This is a genomic window from Chryseobacterium taeanense (assembly GCF_900099685.1).
Lineage (GTDB): Bacteria > Bacteroidota > Bacteroidia > Flavobacteriales > Weeksellaceae > Chryseobacterium > Chryseobacterium taeanense.
On sequence record NZ_FNDW01000001.1, the window covers coordinates 272,027 to 289,043 of the forward strand.

The window sequence follows — 17,017 nt, forward strand, 5'->3', positions numbered from 1 at the left end:
CAAGGTTTAAAAATAATTTGGCAGATCTCTGCTCCCGTGGAGAACTCTGATAATCTGGATTTGTTTATCCAATATCCGATAGAAAATGATATGATTATCCTTCGGAAAACTATATAAACCTTCTTTTACTTCATTTCGTGCTTTGCCTGATTCCGGATGTAAAACTAAAATTTTAAAAACATCTTCAATCTCCAAAAGATATTTTTCAGCTTGGTCAAAACCAAATTGATTCAATGTGAAATCAAAAATATTTTCCAAATCTTGATCCGCAGCTTCGGATAAGATGTAAGTATTTTCAGACATTATTTTTCTTCTTAGCAGCAATAATGTCCTTTATCGATCGGGAACTTGTATTGTTATTCCAGCCTTTTTCAATTTCAGCTTTTAGGTCTTCAATAACTCGATGACGATAAACTTCGTGAAGCCGTAATGCATCTCGCACTACTTCACTCGCATTTTGAAAATCTCCAGATTTTATTTGCTCCGCAATATAATCTTCCTGTTTTTTTGTAAAACTGACATTCATTGTTAATTCTTTGTATAAAATTACAAATTACATCCATATTTGGCAAATATAGACATATTGAAATTAATTCTAATATTAAAACAATGTCAACTGTTGCGAAAACTGATTATGAAACTTGGAAGAACTTCCGCCGATTAATAATTTCTTCAAATTTTTATCAGTAAGATATTTTAAATAAGCATTTCCGGCATTGAAATCAATGAAATATTTTGCGCGATTTACAGCGGCACCAAGCTTTTTTAAATGATCTATATTCAAAACCTGAAAGCGTCTTGCGCTCACAATTTTTTGCGCTGTTTTCACGCCAATTCCCGGAATTCTTAAAATCATCTGGTAATCCGCGGTCTGCAAATTAACAGGGAACTGATCCAAATGTCTCAGAGCCCAGCTCATTTTAGGATCGACCTCCAAATCCAGGAAAGGCATACCCGGATCAAGAATTTCTTCAGCTTTAAAGCCGTAAAAACGCATCAGCCAATCCGATTGATAAAGGCGGTTTTCACGAAGCATAGGAACTTCCGTCGTTAATGAGGGTAATCTTTTGTCTTCCAAAACCGGAACATACCCGGAATAATAAACCCTTTTCAGACTGAAATTTTTATAAAAATGATCCGCAACTTTAATGATTTGAAGGTCGTTTTCATTCGTAGCTCCCACAATCATTTGGGTCGATTGTCCTGCCGGAGCAAACTTTGGCGTTTTTCTGAAAATTTTCTTTTCATCTTTATATTGTGCAATTCCGTTTTGGATATATTTCATGGGATTCAGCATATCCTGACGGTTTTTTTCAGGCGCAAGCAATTTGAGCCCGCTTTCTGTTGGAATCTCGAGATTAATTGATAATCGGTCGGCATACAAAGCCGCTTCCTGCATAAGTTCATCACTTGCCCCGGGAATCGATTTTAAATGAATATATCCGTTAAAATTCTCTTCAAGACGAAGCTTTTTCGCAACACGAACCAATCGTTCCATTGTCGTATCAGCATTTTTGAAAATTCCGGAGCTTAAAAATAATCCTTCAATATAATTTCTGCGGTAAAAATTGATCGTTAAATCAACAACTTCCTCCACCGTGAAAGCGGCTCTTTTGATATCATTTGAACTTCGCGAAACACAATAGGCGCAATCATAAATACAATGATTCGTCAACAGAATCTTTAGAAGAGAAACACATCGGCCGTCTTCTGTGTAGGTGTGGCAGATCCCGCTTGCAGAACTGTCTCCTAAAGCACCTTTTCTATTCTTTCTTGATCCTCCGCTGGATGAGCAGGAAACATCATATTTCGCTGCATCCGCAAGGATTTCAAGCTTTTCTTTTAGACGGTCAAAATTCATATTTCAATTGAAATTAGATATTTACATGATAGTTTTCTGCTCAAATTTAGTTCCAAAATTGATAAAAGTCAACCTTTTTTCATTGATGTTATCAACAGTTTAAAGTGGCAAAATTAGTATATTTACGCTCATTAAATTTATGCTATGAATCATAAACCCGTTGAAGGTTTTTCCAAATTAACGAAACAGGGAAAAATCGACTGGCTCGTAAATGAGTATCTTGAAGGAAACGAAGAATATCAGAATATATTAAATCAATACTGGAACGATAATGCTGATTTGCAGAAACTTCATGATGAGTTTTCTGAAAATACAATTTCCAATTTCTATATGCCGTATGGAATTGCGCCGAATTTCCTGATCGATGGGAAATTATTTGCTCTTCCAATGGCTGTTGAAGAAAGTTCTGTTGTAGCCGCTGCTTCAAAAGCTGCCAAGTTCTGGTTGGATAAAGGTGGTTTTAAAACGACTATTATCAACAACGAAAAGCTGGGACACACACATTTTATTTTTAATGTTGAATCTCATAAACTGCTGCATTTTTTCAATTTTAGTTTAAAGAAAAAATTATTGGAATCTACAGAAGATATTACGGCTAATATGAGAAAACGTGGCGGGGGAATTTTAGATATAAAATTGATTGATAAAACTTCCGAAATGCCCAACTATTACCAGCTTAAAGCAAGTTTTGATACGGTAGATTCAATGGGTGCGAATTTTATTAATTCTTGTCTTGAACAATTTGGGAAAACGTTAAAACAGGAAGTGGCAATCAGTGAGGATTTTAGTCAGGAAGAGAAAAACTCTCTACAGATTGTGATGAATATCCTTTCTAATTTTACGCCGGATTGTATCGTAAGAGCTGAGGTTTCATGTAAAATTGAAGATCTGAAAGATGACAGTGGAATTTCCAATGAAGAATTTGCCTGGAAATTTAAACAGGCCGTTACCATTGCTGAAATTGAACCTTTCCGCGCAACGACTCACAATAAAGGAATTATGAATGGAGTAGATGCTGTAGTCATTGCCACCGGAAACGACTTCAGGGCAACAGAAGCCTGTGCGCACGCGTATGCAGCGAGAAACGGGAAATATTCTTCTCTTACACATTGTACCATTGATAACGGGATTTTCAGATTCTGGATCGACCTTCCGATTTCTGTTGGAGTTGTCGGTGGATTAACCAATCTTCATCCTCTGGTAAAATTCTCGCTGGCACTTTTAGGGAAACCTTCGGCTCAGGAATTAATGAGTGTTTTAGCTGTTTCCGGTCTTGCTCAGAATTTTGGTGCATTACGTTCGCTGGTAACTACTGGAATCCAGAAAGGTCACATGAAAATGCATTTGCTGAATATTTTAAACCAAATGGGAGCTACGGAAGAGGAAAAAGAGCATTTTGTGACATATTTTAAAGATAAAACGGTGAGCCATCATGAGGTGATTTATGAGTTTAACCGATTGAGAGGTAATAATTAATAATAAAATAAATGAAAACAATTACTTTAGTCTTTGGTGCCGTTTACGGAATGCTTTCCGTGATTTTGGGTGCATTCGGCGCGCACGCTTTAAAGAAAATTTTGTCTGTGGAAAGACTGGAAAGTTTTGAAACCGGAGTACGATATCAGATGTACGCTGCATTTTTCTTACTGATTGTTGGTTATATTTTAAAGTTTGACACTTCTTCACAAAAATGGATTTCCATTTTGATGATCGCTGGAACAATGCTTTTTTCTTTCAGTATTTATGGTTTGAGCATGCAGGATTATTTCGGGATGAATCTGAAGTTTCTCGGGCCAATCACTCCGCTGGGAGGTTTACTGATGATCGTAAGCTGGGCATTGCTGATTTTTTATGTTGCTAAAAATAGAATTTAAATAAAATAGAGCGCGAGCGAAGCGAGCGGCAAAGCTGTTAGTATTAGCGTTATTATATTGACAAAGCATCTTTATATGTAACAGAAGTTTCATACAGCAAAATTGAAATATTCTGTTCTGTGATAGCTTAGGCATTTTGTGTCGATTCTTTTTAATAGTTTAAATAAAGTCAAAAAACTGTTTATTTTAAACTGACAGATTAGACAAAAACGGAAAGTTGTTTTTCTTTAAACCGACAGATTAGACAAAAACAGAAAACTGATTTAGTTTAAACCGGTGGATTAGACAAAAATGGAAAGTTGTTTTTCTTTAAACCGACAGATTAGACAAAAACAGAAAACTGATTTAATTTAAACTGGTAGATTAGACAAAAATGGAAAGCTGTTTTTCTTTAAACTGACAGATTAGGCAAAAGCAGAAAACTGATTTAGTTTAAACCGATGGATTAGACCAAAACAGATTTACAGCAACCCCTAAAATCATATGGTTCAGAAAAAAAACAGGAAGAATGAATTTTTAAGCCAATAAACTTGAACTTCCGTGTCTTTTTATTAAATTTGTCAACCTTTAAATTTTAAAATAAAATAATAAAAATAATATGAATCTTCACGAGTATCAATCAAAAGAGATTTTATCAAAGTATGGAGTAGCTATCCAACGTGGTTTCGTTGCAAACAACGTAGATGAAGCTGTAGCTGCTGCTGAAAAGCTGACTGCTGAAACCGGAGCTCAGGGATGGGTTGTAAAAGCGCAGATCCACGCAGGTGGACGTGGTAAAGGCGGGGGTGTAAAGTTCTCTCCAAACATGGATAAGCTTAAAGAAAATGCTCAGAACATCATCGGAATGCAGTTGGTAACACCACAGACTTCTGCTGAAGGTAAAAAAGTAAATTCTGTTTTGGTTGCAGAAGATGTGTATTATCCGGGAGAAACAGAAACTAAAGAATTTTATGTTTCTATTCTTCTAGACAGAGCTGAAGGTAAAAATACAATCGTATATTCTACTGAAGGAGGTATGGATATCGAGCATGTTGCTGAAGTAACTCCTCATTTGATCCACAAAGAAATCATTGATCCTGCTTTAGGTCTTCAGGGATTCCAGGCTAGAAAGATTGCGTTCAACCTTGGTCTTGAAGGAAATGCATTTAAAGAATTTGTAAAGTTCATTGCTTCTTTGTACAACGCTTACACAGGAATTGATGCATCTCTTTTTGAAATTAACCCTGTATTAAAAACTTCAGACAACAAAATCATCGCAGTAGATGCCAAAGTAACTTTGGATGACAACTCATTATTCCGTCACAAAGACTTAGCTGAGCTTAGAGATACAAGAGAAGAAGATCCTATGGATGTTGAAGCTGGTGAAGCTGGTCTTAACTTCGTAAAACTGGACGGTAACGTAGCTTGTATGGTAAACGGTGCAGGTCTTGCAATGGCAACTATGGATATCATCAAATTATCTGGTGGTAATCCGGCTAACTTCCTTGATGTTGGTGGAACTGCTGATGCTCAGAGAGTACAGACAGCTTTCGGAATTATCCTTAGAGATCCAAACGTAAAAGCAATCTTAATCAATATCTTTGGTGGTATCGTAAGATGTGACAGAGTAGCTCAGGGAGTTGTAGATGCTTACAAAGCGATGGGAAGTCTTCCTGTTCCGTTGATCGTAAGATTACAGGGAACTAACGCAGTTGAAGCTAAGCAATTAATTGATGATTCTGGTCTTCCGGTACATTCTGCAATTACGCTTGAGGAAGCTGCAAATAAAGTAAAAGAAGTTTTAGCTTAATACTAAACTAAAATAATAAAAAGCCGTTGCCTGAGACTCTCAAAGGTAACGGCTTTTTTATGATTATACTTTATCTGTATTAAGGTTTTCGCCTCCTGTAATACTTATGCTGGTAGGAGTGACAAGCTGTATGTTTTCAGAATCCAGGCGCTTCTTTATTTCAAGATAAGCAATGCTTTTCAACAACAGCATATCTGCGCCTACAACCATTGGAAATTTAACCTGAAGATTGAAAATACCCTGCTTAAGATCGGTAAGCATGGCGGTTGCGGTTTCCGGGCGATCTACATTGTCTAATTTTTGTACAACTTCCAGAACGGCCTGCCGGGCTTTTTCTATATTTTGATCTGCCGGAATTTCAAAATTTAAATATATTTTTCTTTGAGGAGAAGCGGTAAAATTATAAAATGGCGAATTGAAAATTACCTGATTCGGGATGTACACTTTTTTTCCATCGTCGCCAATTATTTTTGTAGTTAAAAAGCCGATTTCAGAAACGGTACCCGAATTATTCCCGATCGTCACATAATCTCCAACTTTAAAAGCTTTATCAATGCCAATCAGCATTCCGGAAAAAATACTCGATACCAAATCTTTTAAAGCTACTCCGGCAATAACTCCGGCAACACCAAGACTTCCGATGAATTTCCATAAAAATCCGCTTAAGCCCATGATCTCAAGAGCAATAAAAGTTCCCATAATCATAATAAGGAATCTGAATACAGCTATAAGGGTTACTAAAGAACCTTCTTTTTTGCTTTTAGGAAAAAGTTTATGGAAAATTTTAACAGAAACCTGACTTAAATATTTGCTCGTAAAAAGGAAAATTGAAAATACAATAATTCCCACAATGAGTTTCGGAGTAATTTCTGCAAATTTTAAATACCAATTTTGAAGAACATTGTACACAACATCAATATATCTCAAGCCCTTTTTCTCCATGAATTTTTTAAATTAATTATTTTTTTCAACAAAAATTTTGCCAGTCTCAAAAACTCTACTAAATTTGTAGACTAATAAGAACGAAATATTATGTCAATTAAATTAGGAGATACAGCGCCAAACTTTCAGGCAGAAACGTCTTTGGGAGACATTGATTTTTATGAATATTTAGGAGACTCCTGGGGAATTCTTTTTTCTCATCCTGCAGATTATACACCGGTTTGTACAACTGAGCTTGGATATACATCAAAGCTTAAATCGGAATTTGATAAAAGAGGAACGAAGGTTATCGCACTAAGTGTTGATGGAGTAGAAGACCATCAGAACTGGATTAAAGATATTAATGAAACGCAGGATACGGATGTAGAGTTTCCTATTATTGCGGATAAAGACCGTAAAATCTCTGAACTTTACGATTTTATACATCCCAATGCTTCAGCGACAGCTACAGTGCGTTCTTTACTGATTATTGACCCAGATAAAAAAGTAAGGCTTATTATCACTTATCCTGCTTCGACAGGAAGAAATTTTAATGAAATTCTCAGAGTGTTGGATTCTCTTCAATTGGTTGACAATTATAAGATTGCGACTCCTGTTAACTGGCAGGACGGTGATGACGTTATCATTCCGCCAAATGTTTCTACGGAAGAGGCAAGAAAAATATTTACGAAGGGCGTGACAGAAATAAAACCATATCTGCGATATACGCCACAACCGAATACATGATTTATTTGATTTTTTATAGTTTAGTTTAATTTGTAAGAAAATCGCCTCGGAAAATTTTCCGAGGCGATTTCGATTTTTACGTGTATATAATGTGTGTGAAATGATTCTTATCTTACTTCATTGGCAACCTGTCTTGCCTTAGAAGTTGGAATATAGATACTGAAACCTAGGTTAAAAGTAATATTAGAATTAAGCCCTTCACTACCGAAGCCTGCTCTTCCTCTATATTTTACTAATCCTTCAAGACCAATGTTTGGTGTAATGAAGTATGAATATCCCGGTCCAACTCCGAAGTCTAATCCTGTTGTAGAATCTGCATTTTCAACAGATCTTCCTCCTACACCAACATTTCCTTCAAGAAACCAACGTCCGTGGTTTAGCAAATTGTCAACTCCTTTTTCTCCCGGAGAAAGGTAATAACGTCCTAAACCTCCAACTCCATATGTAAATTCTGTAGGGCTACCATTTGTTACTTTATTGAATCCTAAATCTACATATCCTCCTATGGCTACATTATCTTCAATAAAATATGCCCCTTTTGGCTGGATTGCGATGTTATAACCTCCACCAGTGTTTAAACCGAAATTACTTGAAATTAAACTACTACCTACCAGCCAGTTTCCTTTTTGAATCTGAGCATTCATGGTTGTAGCTAAACCTGCTACGGCTAGTATTCCTGATAAAATTAGCTTTTTCATAATTTATTATTTTAATATTTAATGCGTTATCATTTGTGCTATCTCAAAAACAATAAATGTGCCATACTAATCAATGTTTAGTGAATTTATTTGTATAAAGTCCGATTAATAGAGGGTTAAATATTGGCTATCAGTGTTAAATAAAGACAATTATTTTATCAGATAAGTAATAATAATATTGATATCACAAGTCCGGCTACGGTAAATACCATCCCTCTCTTAAATGCTTTTGTCTTGGGATTAAACATCCAGAAACTTGAGATGACAAAAAAGAACAGTGAAATACCGAAAAATGTGTTTAAAGGTGATAACGTGTCTTTTGATTGTGCTTTGTGAAGTTTTGTCATTTTATCTAAAACAAAAGGAAGTTCTTTCTTTGTGTATTTTGCCTCACCGGTAGCAGAATTGTAAGTACCTTGCTTAAATTTCAAAATAGTACCTTCTGTTTCTTTCACTTCAAAGTTTTTTATTTTTAATTCTTTGCCTAATGCTTTTTCATCAAGGTTTTTGTCAATTATTTTATCATAATTTTTTTCCCTTTTAAGAAAATCGGTATCTCTGTAAACCAACAGAACTCCACTTACAGCGTAAATCGCCATGATTCCCGCCAGAAAATATCCAAGATATCGGTGCGTGATTCTCATAAAACTTCTTGTGTCCTTAATCTTATCCATAATATATTATTGTTTTTAAATTTTAAAAGTGGAAACTGCAAAAATGCAATTCCCACTTTAATTGAAAAAATTATTGTTAAACTTTTTTAAAGTTTATAAGTCAGTGTCAAATAATAGTTTCTTGGTGTAATCGGGTTCACAGAATAATTTTCGTGAACATTGTAATTCACCACATCAAACAAATTTCCTACTTTGCCTTGAAGCATGAATTTTTTCCATTCGTAGCCTACAGACAATGAAACTGTTGTGTAATCTTTTAATTCAAACATTCTGCTTATTCCGTTTCTTGAAGCCAGACTGTTATTTCCGGTTTTCGTGTCATTCCAGCCTGCAATTCTGTCGCCGATGTAGTAAACACCAGCTCCTAACTTTAATCCCGGAACATATTTTGTAAATTTGTAAAATACTGATGCGTTAGCTGTTGTTGCAGGAGTTCTTACTAATCTTTGATTTTCAACATATCCAAAGGCTTCGGGGGTGTCAAGGTAAACGGAATTATTGTAAGAAAAACCTCCGATAATCGAAAGGTTTTCTGTTGGATTTCCGGTAATATCCAATTCAACCCCTCTGCTTCTCATTTTTCCGGCGAAATCTTTAATCAAACCATTAGGATCTAGTTGTTGCCCTGCATCATTCAGTGCTACCTGATAATAATTTCTATATAATATCTGATAAACGGTAAGATTTATTGCTAAAGCATTATTCCAAAGGTTTTTCTTTGCCCCAACTTCATATTGATCGATATTTGTAGGGGTTAATGCTTCGTCATTCCTTGATCTTCCTGTATTGGCAACGAACGAATTTGTATAAGTTGCAAAAACAGACAAATTATCATTTGGGGCATACACTAAACCAGCTTTTGGGGATATTGCCTGATTTGAAGATGAAGTATTATCGACAAAATTTTTGCTTGTTGATGAGTTAATATCCACAACTCCGTTTTTATTAGTCTTAAATTTGGTATTGATTGTTGGCATATTTTCAATATAAGACCAACGCAACCCTGCTATCACCTTGAATTCTTTAGTAAGGCTAATGAAATCTTGTGCATATATTCCAATTCTTCTTGTATTGATACGGTTTTTCTCTAGTTTTTCTGCATCTGGGGTACTGCCGCTTGACCAAGATGAAGGATCGTCAAGATAAAGAATACCATTGCTGTTTCCATTAGTTCCATATAAATAGCTGTTTCCATACGCTAATTTATTGGCTGGATTGTAATAAGTATAAGAATCTGCTGCTCCATAATCTGCATCAGTTCCTATCAATACTTTATGAATTATTTTTCCGGTATTGAATTCTCCATTGATATTAATCTGAGCCGAGGTGTAATTCTGTTCGTTGTAAGTTCTGTTTAAAGGTCTCTTCCAAAAAATTCGGTCAGTATTTTTTTCATAACCCCATTGTACCCTTTCTGTTGAAAAGTAATCTTTAGTGTAATTCTGATAAGACGCAGTAGCATTCAATGACCATTTTTCATTGAACTGATGATTAAAGGTAACATTGGTTGATGCTTGCTGTATATTCTGAAATTGCCAGTCGGTTCCTAAAAAAGAATTTCTCGAAAGTAATTCGTTAAGTTGATATGTATAACCATCTTTCTGTGTAATTGAACCAATTCCGAAATCCGGCGTAAAATCATTTTTAAGATAATCTGCCTCTACAATTAATTGAGACTTATCGCTTAAATTAAATAGAAAAGAAGGATTAAAATAATATTTTTCAGATTGTACAATATCTCTGAAACTTTCAGCATATTCATAAGCTCCGTTTACTCTGAAAGCAATATTTTTTGAAAGAGGACCATACAAATCGACAGTTGGTTTGTAAGAATTCCAGCTTCCTGCATTCATTCCTACGCTTCCTCCGAAATTGAATTTAGGTTTTTTGGTAATCATGTTGATAACGCCACCTGCTGCTGTGTTTCCATAAAGCATGGCATTGGCACCTTTTAAAACTTCAACTCTTTCCAAACCGCTTACTTCAGGAAAAACACCGCTATTTACTCTTGAGCCATTTTTGAAAATATTATCATTTCCTAAGATAAAACCACGTCCGCCAAAACTATCCTGGGAATTTCCTCTTGATGAAGTCAGGTAAACTCCGTTTACATTCTGAAGAACATCACTCAACTGTTTTGCCTGCTGTTGCTCAATGATTTCATGAGTAACAATGGCAATCGGCTGAGGTGTTTCCATCATCGTAAGATTTGATTTAGTAGATAATGGTCTTGCCTTGTTCGGGTTGCCTGTTTTATGAAGATTAACGTCTTCGATCGTCTGGATCTTAACAGTATCAGCTTCTATGTTTTTCATTTGTGCACCCAAGGATACGGCAGTGAACAATAATCCTAAGGTTACTAGCTGTTTTTTCATGATAGCTTATGTTATTTAGAGTGGTTTTAAATAAGTGCAAAAGTATATTATTATTTAGAATTAATAAAAACTAAAACGTGATATTTGTCATATTTAAATTTTCTAATGAAAAATATTGGCTCGTATTTAGTGAAGATATTGTAGCTTTTATAAATAACTTTGTTAAAAAAATTAAGATTATGCAATTGGTAAAAACAGGACTTTGTGCATTCGGAATGAGCGGAAAAATATTTCATGCACCATTTTTAAAAGAACATTCGGGATTTTTTTTGTCAGCAATTGTTGAAAGGAATAAGGAAGAATCTAAAGAAAAATATTCTGATGCGACCATTTATCGTTCTGTAGAAGAAATGTTGCAAAATGCAGATATTGAATTGGTTGTCGTTAATACACCTGTTCAGACGCATTTTGAGTACACAAAAATGGCGCTGGAAGCAGGTAAAAATGTAATTGTCGAGAAACCCTTTACAGTAAATGTATCCGAAGCGGAAGAATTGGTAAAACTGGCAGAAGAAAAAGGCTTATTTCTGAGCGTCTACCAAAACAGAAGATTTGACCGTGATTATCTTCAGGTGCAGAAGATCATAAATGAAGGGAAGTTAGGAAACATCAAAGAAATGGAAATTCGCTTTGACAGATTCCGTACCGAAGCAAGCGGAAAGGCTCATAAGGAAAATCCTGATGCTACAGGTTCCGGCTCGCTCCACGATTTGGGTTCTCATCTGATCGATCAGGCGACACAGTATTTCGGACTTCCAGAAAAACTATTTGCGGATGTCTTTTCAATGAAAGGAAAAGATTTTGCGAATGACTATTTTGAGATTATTCTATATTATAAAAATGATGTAAGGGTAAGATTAAAATCCTCGGTCTTTACAAAAGAAGCGCATTATGCTTATGCTGTTCATGGAGATAAAGGCAGTTTCTTGCAGGAAAGATCTGACGATCAGGAGAATGAACTGGCTGCGGGAGCCATTCCTGAATATGGAAAAGATTGGGTTGAACCTTTACAGGAAACGGATGGAATACTTAATTTTTTGAATGAGAATAAACAAACTGAAAGAATTCTTACTTCCAGCGAATCCGGAAATTATATGAATTATTATCAGCAGATTTATGAATTCATTGTTTTCGGATATGCATTGCCTTCTCCAGCCGGAGAAATTGTAAGGAATATGAAGATTATCGATGCCGCAGTGGAAAGTTCCAAAGAGGGGAAAGTTGTGTATTTGTGAGAGAATTTTAGGGTGTGGAGTTTTAGGGTTTGAGAATTTGGCTCATGTAGCATAAACACTTTTACACTAAAACTCCCAAACCCTCCAACTCAATTAGCCTTCACCTAAAATCTCCTGTAGTTCAAGCCATCGCATCTCATGATTTTCTAATTTTTCAGAGATTGTTTCCAGATCGGTTGATAATTTTGATATTTTCTCATAATCGCTTTCATTATTCAGATGATCCAGAATTTTAGCTCTTTCTATTTCTAGTTCAGGCATTTCTTTTTCTATGGTTTCAAGCTCTCTCTGTTCCTTGAATGAAAGCCTTTTCTTTTTTGCAGTAGATGGGTTATTGACCGCCGCCGGAATATTTTCTTTAACAGGCTCCTGTTTTTGTGCAGTCGATTTTTCCATCGACTCTTCGCGGCTTTTCGCTTCTCTGTATTCCGAAAAATTTCCAATGAAATCTTTGATTTTTCCGTCACCTTCAAAGGCCAGAATGTGATCTACAATTCTGTCCATAAAATATCTGTCGTGGGATACGATAATCAGCGACCCTTGGAACTGCTGTAAAAAGTTTTCAAGTACGGTAAGTGTTGGAAGATCAAGATCGTTTGTAGGCTCATCAAAAATTAGAAAATTAGGATTCTGATACAAAATATACATCAGATGCAGTCTTCTTTTTTCACCACCCGAAAGTTTTGAAATAGGAGAATATTGTGTCTGGTCATCAAATAAAAACAACCTTAAAAACTGTGAAGCGGAAAGACTTTTTCCATTAGCTAAAGGATAATATTCCGCAGCTTCCTTAATGAAATCAATGACTCTTTCATCTTCTTTATATTGTAACCCTTTTTGTGAAAAATATCCGAAGTGGATAGTTTCTCCGGTTTCAATTTCACCATTATCCGCTTTTTCAAATCCCTGAATGATATTTAAAAGAGTAGATTTCCCGGCACCGTTTTTACCTACAATACCTACTTTTTCGCCGCGCTGAAATTGGTAGCTGAAATCTTTCAGCAAAACTTTGTTCCCGAAGCTTTTATCAATATTTTTAAGTTCAAGCACTTTATTGCCGAGTCTTTTCATTTCAAAATCAAGTTCCAGTCCTTGTTTCCGGGTATCGGTTTTGGCGACTTTTTGTGTTTCAAAAAAAGCATCAATTCTGGATTTTGATTTGGTGGTTCTTGCTTTTGGCTGACGGCGCATCCATTCCAGTTCTTTTCTGTAAAGATTGTTTGCTTTGTCTATGGTGGCATTCAAGTTATCTTCGCGGATCATCTTATTTTCAAGGTAAGTCGCATAAGAACCATTGTGTACATAGAGATTTTTATCTTCCATTTCCCAGATGATATCGCAAACACTGTCCAGGAAATATCTGTCGTGAGTTACGAGAAGAAGTGTGATTTTTGCTTTATTTAAATAATTCTCAAGCCATTCCACCATTTCTACATCAAGGTGGTTGGTAGGCTCATCCATAATTAATAAAGTATGGCGATGCTCTGCTCTCGTCTCTGTTAAAAGTTTGGCTAAAGCAACACGTTTGATCTGCCCTCCCGAAAGAGTTCTCATTTTAGCATCAAGATCTGTGATTTTAAGCTGAGAAAGAATCTGCTTCATTTCGTTTTCCAAATCCCAGGCTTTGTGTGCTTCCATTCCGGCTAAAGCTTTTTCGATAAAATCATTATCCGAGGAATGCAGTGACTTATGATAATCTTTTAAAGCCATAATTGGTGCGGAATCCAGCGTCATCATGAACTCGTCTATAGTAAGCTCCGGATTGAAATCTATTTCCTGATCGAACAAAACCACCTGAATGTCTTTATTGATGACAACCGTTCCGCTGTCTGCAATTTCTTTTCCTATTAAAATTTTTAGTAGCGTAGATTTTCCGCTTCCGTTTTTGGCAACAATGGCAATTTTGTCGCCCTCATTCACATGGAAGGTAATATTTTCAAACAAAACTTTAATGCCGTAGGATTTTGTGAGATTTTCTGCAGAAACGTAATTCATTAGGACTTGATACTTGGTTTGTACTTTAAATATGCCGCAAAAGTACAAAAAATGTAATCATAATTTTTTTACTAATAATTTAATGTTTTTAAGGAAATGGTATTTTAGTTTCATGAATAAAAACTTATTGTTTTTGAATTATTAATCATTTAATGGTGTAATATTTGGTTTTATTTTAATTAATTGATATTTTTTTTATATTTTATTCATTTGTATTTAATTTTATTGTAAATTCATGATACTAATTTAAAAATTATAACTATGATGCAAATCAACTTTTGGGCTATTTTATTAGCTTCACTTATTCCTTTAATTATTGGATTTCTATGGTATCACCCAAAGCTTTTCGGAAAAGTATGGCAGACTGAGCCGGATTAACTGCCGACAAAATGAAAGGGCAGATGATCGGTGTTTTTATTTTTTCCGTGATTTTATCAGTATTAATGGCTTTTTTTCTTCAGTTTGTTACTATCCATCAGTTTGGTGCTGTTGGCATGATCGGAGGAGATGAAATGAATGCGAATGACTCCTATTATGCATTTATGAGAGATTACAGGTATGCGTACCGATCTTTTGGGCATGGGGCTTTTCATTCCATGATGGCCAGCTTTTTATTTGTCTTTCCAATGATTGCTATTAATGCTATGTTCGAAAGAAAATCATGGAAATATACGATGATTAATACAGGTTACTGGGCAGTCACTATTACCATTATGGGCGGAATTATCTGTGGATGGTATGCGGTTGATGGTTTTTATTGGATAACACAAAAATAATTTTAATAGAATAAAAGATAAGGCTACTTTTGCGTAGCCTTTTATATGTCATACCATTTAATAATATACGATACGGTTTCCGACCTGCCGGAAAATTGGAATAATGTAATAGGAAATCATAATATCATGCTTTCTGAGGAATATTTTAATGTTCTGCAAAATTCTTCACCTTCCAATATGAAATGTTTTTTCATGGGGTTTTTCCGGGAAGAAGAACTTATTGGTGGAGCGTTGTTTCAATATCTGGATTTCAGCAGACACAGAACTTTTCATAAAGAAAAATCGGGGCTTGTATTCAGTTTTAAAAATTTGATGATTCAGTGTTTCATAAAGGATGTCATGATCCTCGGGAACAATATGCTTACCGGACAGAACGGATTTTATTTTGATTCTTCAAAAATTTCATCGGAAGAAGTTGTTGTGCTTTTAAATAAAGCGGTACAAAAAATGCAGAACGACATCCGAAAAACGTCCTTAATTGTTTATAAAGATTATCAAAAATGTTTTATAGAGCATTTCAAGGAAAAAGAATATAGTACATATTTCAGATTTTCTGTTCAGCCCAATATGATATTGAATATCAGAGAAGGCTGGAAAACATTTGACGATTATGTAAATGATTTTTCAAAAAAATACCGGGCCAGAGCCAAAACAGCAAAAAGAAAATTGGATGATGTTGAAAGGCGTGAATTCAATTTAGATTCATTAAAAAAGCATCAACAAAAAATGAATGAGCTTTATCTAAATGTTGTGGAAAAAGCATCTTTCAATACATTTTTTCTTCCTGAAAACCATTTTGAGAAAATGAAGGAAAACTTGGGTGAGAAATTTAAAGTTTTTGGATATTTTTCAGGACGGAAACTTATAGGTTTTTATACTCTGATTTTAAATAATAAAGATGTTGATACTTATTTTTTAGGTTACGATAAAGACTGCCAGAAACAAAAACAGATCTACCTGAATATGCTGTTGGATATGGTGGAATTTGGAATCAAATATCGGTTTAAAAGAATTGTTTTCGGAAGAACGGCTTTGGAGATAAAATCCACAATTGGAGCAGAACCATCAGGGATTTTCGGCATTATGAAACATAATAACTTTATACTCAATAAAGGTATTGGTAAAATTTTTACTTCATTTGCTCCCAAAACAAAATGGGTTCAGAGAAATCCTTTTAAATGAAATTAAGTCAGTCTAAAGTCAGCCTTTTTAGTGACCATAAATTTCCATTATAGATGTTGAGGTCTACTTTAGTATTGATTCCGTGAACGATGCCGTTTTCTGTAAACTGCCAGAAATGCCAGTAGGTATCAGGTGATGGGGTGGGAACATCGTTGTAATTCGCCAGCCAAAGCGGGTAATCGTCAAATTCCCCTTTCAGGAAATCTTTATAATAATGATAATAGGTGTAGATTATTGGTTTTTCGCCATATGCTTCTTCTACAATTTTACACCATGTTTTCAGGTCTTCAACCAATTTTTTTGTGGTTTTGCGTCTCGGAATTTTTTCAATATCGAGAACTGGCGGGAGATCGCCGCTTTCCAGTTTTACATTTTCCAGAAAGTTATTGGCTTGTATGACAGGGTCTTCATCTGCTCTGTAAAAATGGTAGGCACCTCGAATCATGTCATGTTTTTTTGCCATTTCCCAAAAATCATCAAAGTGTTTGTCTGCATTTCGGTTTCCCATTGTCGCACGCATAAGTACAAACTCCAATGGAATGGTTCTGTTTCCAATGCTCAGACTGTCCCATCTGATATCTTCTTTATTCTGATAATGTGAAATATCAAAACCATAAGTCTTATCCAGATTATCAGAGATAATTTTTTGGATTCTTAAGGTTTCAGTTTCTGTATTGTGAAGCTTTTTATGAACGAATTTATTAAAGTACATTGCATAATAATAGCTGACGGTTTGTTTTAAATAGAAACCGGTTCCTATAAGTGCAATAAATAGAATAGCCAACATTACCTTGCGTCGGAAAAAATAGTTCTTCCGTCGGTTTTGATGAATCTTTTTGGCGGTTTTTTTGCTGTACTTTTTCAGTGGCATAAAGTTTTGCAAAACTAAC

The 17,017-nt window shown here is 35.2% G+C and carries 17 protein-coding genes; 8 read left to right on the forward strand and 9 right to left on the reverse strand.

Going from position 1 to position 17,017, the window contains the following annotated elements; genetic code table 11:
• Nucleotides 1-6: 6 nt before the first annotated feature.
• The 3 genes from BLR30_RS01250 to BLR30_RS01260 all read right to left on the reverse strand — a co-directional run bounded on the left by BLR30_RS01250 (nucleotide 7) and on the right by BLR30_RS01260 (nucleotide 1,861).
• On the reverse strand, nucleotides 7-303 hold the full coding sequence (locus BLR30_RS01250) for a type II toxin-antitoxin system RelE/ParE family toxin (protein WP_089853522.1): 297 nt from the start codon (nucleotides 301-303) through the stop codon (nucleotides 7-9).
• Nucleotides 296-526 (reverse strand): type II toxin-antitoxin system ParD family antitoxin, encoded by a 231-nt coding sequence (locus BLR30_RS01255; protein ID WP_089853525.1) that lies wholly within the window; start codon nucleotides 524-526, stop codon nucleotides 296-298. Before BLR30_RS01255 ends, BLR30_RS01250 begins: the two co-directional genes overlap by 8 nt.
• A gap of 75 nt (nucleotides 527-601) precedes the next feature.
• Nucleotides 602-1,861, reverse strand: a complete 1,260-nt coding sequence (locus BLR30_RS01260) for a putative DNA modification/repair radical SAM protein (RefSeq protein ID WP_089853529.1) — start codon at nucleotides 1,859-1,861, stop codon at nucleotides 602-604.
• 144 nt (nucleotides 1,862-2,005) lie between these two features.
• Between BLR30_RS01260 and BLR30_RS01265 the strand changes: the two genes are divergently transcribed.
• The 3 genes from BLR30_RS01265 to sucC all read left to right on the forward strand — a co-directional run bounded on the left by BLR30_RS01265 (nucleotide 2,006) and on the right by sucC (nucleotide 5,524).
• A complete protein-coding gene (locus BLR30_RS01265; RefSeq protein WP_089853532.1) occupies nucleotides 2,006-3,337 on the forward strand; it encodes a hydroxymethylglutaryl-CoA reductase, degradative in 1,332 nt (443 codons plus the stop codon).
• An 11-nt stretch (nucleotides 3,338-3,348) separates the two neighbouring features.
• Nucleotides 3,349-3,735 carry a DUF423 domain-containing protein gene (locus BLR30_RS01270; protein WP_089853535.1) on the forward strand — a complete coding sequence of 129 codons (387 nt, stop codon included), beginning with the start codon at nucleotides 3,349-3,351 and terminating at the stop codon, nucleotides 3,733-3,735.
• Nucleotides 3,736-4,333: 598 nt separating this feature from the next.
• Nucleotides 4,334-5,524 (forward strand): ADP-forming succinate--CoA ligase subunit beta, encoded by a 1,191-nt coding sequence (gene sucC / locus BLR30_RS01275; RefSeq protein ID WP_089853539.1) that lies wholly within the window; start codon nucleotides 4,334-4,336, stop codon nucleotides 5,522-5,524.
• Nucleotides 5,525-5,587: 63 nt separating this feature from the next.
• On the opposite strand, the gene BLR30_RS01280 is transcribed toward sucC, so the two are convergent.
• Nucleotides 5,588-6,466, reverse strand: coding sequence for a mechanosensitive ion channel family protein (locus BLR30_RS01280; protein ID WP_089853542.1), 879 nt, complete (start codon nucleotides 6,464-6,466; stop codon nucleotides 5,588-5,590).
• A 90-nt stretch (nucleotides 6,467-6,556) separates the two neighbouring features.
• On the opposite strand from BLR30_RS01280, the gene BLR30_RS01285 reads away from it, so the two are divergent.
• The gene (locus BLR30_RS01285) at nucleotides 6,557-7,192 is read left to right on the forward strand and encodes a peroxiredoxin (protein ID WP_089853544.1); all 636 of its coding nucleotides are present in this window, start codon (nucleotides 6,557-6,559) and stop codon (nucleotides 7,190-7,192) included.
• 107 nt (nucleotides 7,193-7,299) lie between these two features.
• Here BLR30_RS01285 and BLR30_RS01290 read toward each other — a convergent pair whose 3' ends face one another.
• The 3 genes from BLR30_RS01290 to BLR30_RS01300 form a co-directional block, all read right to left on the reverse strand.
• Entirely contained in the window at nucleotides 7,300-7,890 is a 591-nt protein-coding gene (locus BLR30_RS01290; protein ID WP_089853546.1) for a hypothetical protein, read from the reverse strand.
• A gap of 158 nt (nucleotides 7,891-8,048) precedes the next feature.
• Complete coding sequence (locus tag BLR30_RS01295) at nucleotides 8,049-8,564, reverse strand: hypothetical protein (RefSeq protein ID WP_089853550.1); 516 nt, start codon at nucleotides 8,562-8,564, stop codon at nucleotides 8,049-8,051.
• Nucleotides 8,565-8,650: 86 nt separating this feature from the next.
• Nucleotides 8,651-10,939 (reverse strand): TonB-dependent siderophore receptor, encoded by a 2,289-nt coding sequence (locus tag BLR30_RS01300; protein WP_089853553.1) that lies wholly within the window; start codon nucleotides 10,937-10,939, stop codon nucleotides 8,651-8,653.
• A gap of 179 nt (nucleotides 10,940-11,118) precedes the next feature.
• On the opposite strand from BLR30_RS01300, the gene BLR30_RS01305 reads away from it, so the two are divergent.
• A complete protein-coding gene (locus BLR30_RS01305) occupies nucleotides 11,119-12,174 on the forward strand; it encodes a Gfo/Idh/MocA family oxidoreductase (RefSeq protein WP_089853556.1) in 1,056 nt (351 codons plus the stop codon).
• A gap of 93 nt (nucleotides 12,175-12,267) precedes the next feature.
• Here BLR30_RS01305 and BLR30_RS01310 read toward each other — a convergent pair whose 3' ends face one another.
• Complete coding sequence (locus BLR30_RS01310; RefSeq protein ID WP_089853559.1) at nucleotides 12,268-14,169, reverse strand: ABC-F family ATP-binding cassette domain-containing protein; 1,902 nt, start codon at nucleotides 14,167-14,169, stop codon at nucleotides 12,268-12,270.
• 261 nt (nucleotides 14,170-14,430) lie between these two features.
• On the opposite strand from BLR30_RS01310, the gene BLR30_RS17965 reads away from it, so the two are divergent.
• From BLR30_RS17965 to BLR30_RS01320, 3 genes are read left to right on the forward strand one after another with little or no spacing between them, the layout of a single operon-like run.
• Complete coding sequence (locus BLR30_RS17965) at nucleotides 14,431-14,547, forward strand: DUF1761 domain-containing protein (RefSeq protein ID WP_262484097.1); 117 nt, start codon at nucleotides 14,431-14,433, stop codon at nucleotides 14,545-14,547.
• A gap of 11 nt (nucleotides 14,548-14,558) precedes the next feature.
• Entirely contained in the window at nucleotides 14,559-14,945 is a 387-nt protein-coding gene (locus tag BLR30_RS01315) for a DUF1761 domain-containing protein (RefSeq protein ID WP_262484098.1), read from the forward strand.
• Nucleotides 14,946-14,990: 45 nt separating this feature from the next.
• Complete coding sequence (locus tag BLR30_RS01320) at nucleotides 14,991-16,127, forward strand: hypothetical protein (RefSeq protein WP_089853562.1); 1,137 nt, start codon at nucleotides 14,991-14,993, stop codon at nucleotides 16,125-16,127.
• A 7-nt stretch (nucleotides 16,128-16,134) separates the two neighbouring features.
• Here BLR30_RS01320 and BLR30_RS01325 read toward each other — a convergent pair whose 3' ends face one another.
• The gene (locus tag BLR30_RS01325; RefSeq protein ID WP_089853565.1) at nucleotides 16,135-16,998 is read right to left on the reverse strand and encodes a glycoside hydrolase family 25 protein; all 864 of its coding nucleotides are present in this window, start codon (nucleotides 16,996-16,998) and stop codon (nucleotides 16,135-16,137) included.
• Nucleotides 16,999-17,017 lie beyond the last annotated feature (19 nt).